At 65.4% G+C, this 3,552-nt stretch carries 3 protein-coding genes; all 3 read right to left on the bottom strand.

Annotated features, from left to right (window positions below; translation table 11 throughout):
- Positions 1-86: 86 nt before the first annotated feature.
- Positions 87-575, bottom strand: coding sequence for a GAF domain-containing protein (locus VGD20_RS16510; RefSeq protein WP_331135488.1), 489 nt, complete (start codon positions 573-575; stop codon positions 87-89).
- Positions 575-2,734, bottom strand: a complete 2,160-nt coding sequence (locus VGD20_RS16505) for a prolyl oligopeptidase family serine peptidase (RefSeq protein ID WP_331135487.1) — start codon at positions 2,732-2,734, stop codon at positions 575-577. Before VGD20_RS16505 ends, VGD20_RS16510 begins: the two co-directional genes overlap by 1 nt.
- A gap of 99 nt (positions 2,735-2,833) precedes the next feature.
- On the bottom strand, positions 2,834-3,552 hold a 719-nt coding region (locus tag VGD20_RS16500; protein WP_331135486.1), incomplete at its 5' end, for a hypothetical protein.

The following is a 3,552-nucleotide window of genomic DNA, read 5'->3' as shown; positions in this document are numbered from 1 at the left end:
GGACCTGTGTGTGACCGCCCTGGGCCCCGGCTTTCGCCGGGGTGCACAAAGGGTCAGCTCCCCGCCCCAAAGCAGACCGGCGACCTCTACCCCGCGAGCGCAGTCGCGATCCGCGCGACCAGGGCCTCCGCGCCGCTCTGGTCGGCCGCGGAAAAACGCGAAGCGATCGGGCTGTCGAGGTCCAGCACCCCCACCAGCCGGTCGTTCGCAATCACCGGCACGACCAGCTCGCTGCGGCTGTCGGCGTCGCATGCGATATGGCCCGGGAAAGCGTGGACATCCTCGACGCGCTGCGTGGCGCGCAGGCGTGCCGCGGCGCCGCATACGCCCTTGTCGAGCGGAATGCGGATGCATGCGGCCTTGCCCTGGAACGGGCCGAGGACAAGTTCGGCTCCGTCGAAGCGGTAGAAGCCGGCCCAGTTGAGGTCGGGGATCGCCTGCCAGATCAGCGCCGCGACATTCGCCATATTGGCGATGCCGTCGGGCTCGCCCGCGACGAGTGCCACCGCGGCGTCGCCTGCCTCGGCCCACAGTTCGGCCGGATCGGTCGCGGTGAAGGAAAGTGCGTACGACATTATTCGACGTCGAGCCCGGTCCACTTCGCCGCAAAGGCATATTTGTCGGCGGCCTCGGCGATGATCTTGTCGGTCGGCTTGCCCGACCCGTGGCCCGCGCGCGTTTCGATGCGGATCAGGTGCGGTTTGCCGCCGACCTCGGCGTGCTGGAGCTGCGCGGTATATTTGAAGCTGTGCCCCGGGACGACGCGGTCGTCGGTATCGGCGGTCGTCACCAGCACCGCGGGATAGGCCGTCCCGTTCCTGATATTATGGTAGGGCGAATAGCGAAGCAGGTTCCGGAAATCGGCCTCCTTCGACGGATAGCCATAATCGTCGACCCAATAGCGTCCCGCGGTGAAGCGGTCGAAGCGCAGCATGTCCATCACGCCGACCGCGGGCAGCGCCGCGGCGAACAGGTCGGGACGCTGGTTGGTCACCGCGCCGACGAGCAGCCCGCCGTTCGACCCGCCCTCGATCGCGACCTGGCCCTTGCCAGCAATCCCCTCGGCGATCAGATATTCGCCCGCGGCGATGAAGTCGTCGAAGACATTCTGTTTCTTGTCGAGGCGGCCGGCGTCGTGCCACGCCTTGCCATATTCACCGCCGCCGCGCAGGTTCGCGATCGCGAGCACGCCGCCCTTGTCGACCCACGCAAGCCGCGTCGGCGAAAAGGCCGGGGTCATCGAGACATTGAACCCGCCATAGCCGTAGAGCAGCGTCGGCGATCCCTTGCTGCGGTCGAGGCCCTTTTTCATCACGACGAACATCGGCACCTCCGTGCCGTCCTTCGACTTGTAGAAACGCTGCTCAACCATGAAATCGTCGGGTTTGAAGGTCAGCTTCGGCTCGGCGAAAATCTCGCTCTTTCCGGTCCGGGTGTCGAAACGATAGATCGTCGTCGGCCGCGCATAGCTCGAAAAGGCATAGAAGGTTTCGGGATCGCTCGACTTGCCGCCGAAACCCGATGCCGAACCGATATCGGCGAGGTTGATGTTGGCGACCGGTTTGCCGTCGAGCGCGATCATCCGCGCTTCCGACTTCGCATCGCCGAGGTAGGAGAGGATGATGCGGTCCCCGACGCGCGACGCGCCGACCAGTGTCGCCTCATTCTCGCCGACCAGCTGGGTCAGTGCGGCGGGCTTGTTGATATCGAGCGACACCAGCCGGCCGCGCGGGGCACCCTTGTTGGTGACGAAGGTGAAGCGCGAACCCTCGTTGGTCACATATTCCCAGTTGTTCGCATAATCATCGACCAGCACGATCGGTTTTGCGCCCGGCTTGTCGGTCGGATGAAGCGTCAGGCCATAGCGTTCGTCGGTTCCTTCCGACGAAACGACGAGCAGATATTTGCCGTCGTCGGTAACGATCGCGCTGTTGTTGAGCTTGGGCTTGTCAGGGGTCGCGTGGATCAGCACGTCAGCGCTCTGCGGCGTGCCGAGCTTGTGGAAATAGACGCTGTGATTTTCGTTGAGCGACTGGAAGGCGGCGCCTTCGGCCGGCTCGGGGAAGCGCGAATAATAAAAGCCGCTGCCGTCCTTCGCCCAGTCGAGCGCCGAGAATTTGACCCAACGGATCATGTCGGGAAGGTCGCTCCCGGTCGCGACGTCCATCACCCGCACGACACGCCAGTCGGTACCGCCGTCCTGCACCGAATAGAGGAGGTACTTGCCATCCTCCGACGGGTTCCACTCGCCGAGCGCCGTCGCGCCGTCCTTGGCCCAGAGATTGGGATCGATCAGTACGCGCCCTTCACCCTTCAGCCCTTCGCGGACATAAAGCACCGACTGCGGCTGGAGCCCGTCGTTGCGCGAATAGAAATAGCGGCTCCCGGCCTTGGTCGGCAGCCCGAAGCGCTCGTAATTGTAAAGCTCGGTCATCCGCTTCTTGAAGCTGTCGCGGCCGGGGAGCGTTTCGAGATAGGTGTCGGTGACCTTGTTCTGCGCCGCGACCCAGTCGGCGACCTTCGGATTGACGCGAACGTCGTCCTCGAGCCAGCGATAGGGATCGGCGACATCGACGCCGAATTGTGGATCGACCGTGTCGCCGCGCGCCGTGTCGGGATAAGTAAGCGCCGGTGCCGGGGCCGATGCCGCGGCGGCTTCGGCCGCCTGTGCCGCCGCCGGGGTCATGACGAGGGCAACCAGCGCAAGCGGCGCGGACAGGGCTTTACGGGACATGGCAAGGCGATCCTCATTCTCTTGTGGGAAATTATCGTGCGTCGATATGTAAGCATCGGCAAGGGTCGGGCAAGGGGATTCGATGCGACGAAGCGCGCGTCAGCTGCGATCGGTGGCGATCCCCAGCCGTTTGAAATCGCCTTCCGATTCGAAGAGCGTCAGAAGACCGGCACAGGCCCGCGCGCCTGCCGGAGGAACGAAGCCTTGCTGAAACCGGCGCAACATGGCGAGCGCGGCCAACGTCGGCACATAGGGCCCGCGGTTGCCATCGGCGCGGAGCGTCCAGCGGGCTTCAACGGTTTGGCCCCGCGCATCGTGGCCGTGGACGATGATGTCCATCGCGCCGATGTCGCTGCCGAAAGGCAACAGCCATTTCGCGATGGCGAGCAATGGCCGCGATGCCGGGCGCAAGCTGGCGATCCAGCCCCGGCGGACCGGAAGCGCGAGGATGGCGAGCCCGAGATGGAGGATGGATAATTCCATCCCCGCAAAGAATTCGGCGCTGTCGCGCGGGTGGTAGCGCCGGACGAGCAGATCCTGCTCGGGGGTGTCGCACACGCTGGCCCAGCGCGCGCCGACGCCGGGAACCGCCCAGCGGTGCAGCATCCCCCAGCCGGGGACATCGGTCCAGCGTGCGGCGCGCCAGACGCGGACGGGATGTCCGACATAGGAGAGGATCGCCTGCACGACCGCGAGGCCGCGCGGGGCGCGATTGCCCGGAAAGATTCCGATGCGGATCCGGTCGATGCCTTGCCAGCCATCGGTGAGCGCGTCGATGACCGCATGCGACAGCGCGGGGATCGAACTGGCGCCCGTGG

Origin of the sequence: Sphingopyxis sp. (genome assembly GCF_036402335.1) — a bacterium.
GTDB lineage: Bacteria > Pseudomonadota > Alphaproteobacteria > Sphingomonadales > Sphingomonadaceae > Sphingopyxis.
Note: the sequence above shows the minus strand (reverse complement) of the source record. Positions and strands in the feature narration are given on the sequence as shown.

Coding starts and splice junctions, on each gene's coding strand:
- VGD20_RS16510 (WP_331135488.1), bottom strand. CDS start 575: ATGTCGTACGCACTTTCCTTCACCGCGACCGATCCGGCCGAACTGTGG.
- VGD20_RS16505 (WP_331135487.1), bottom strand. CDS start 2,734: ATGTCCCGTAAAGCCCTGTCCGCGCCGCTTGCGCTGGTTGCCCTCGTC.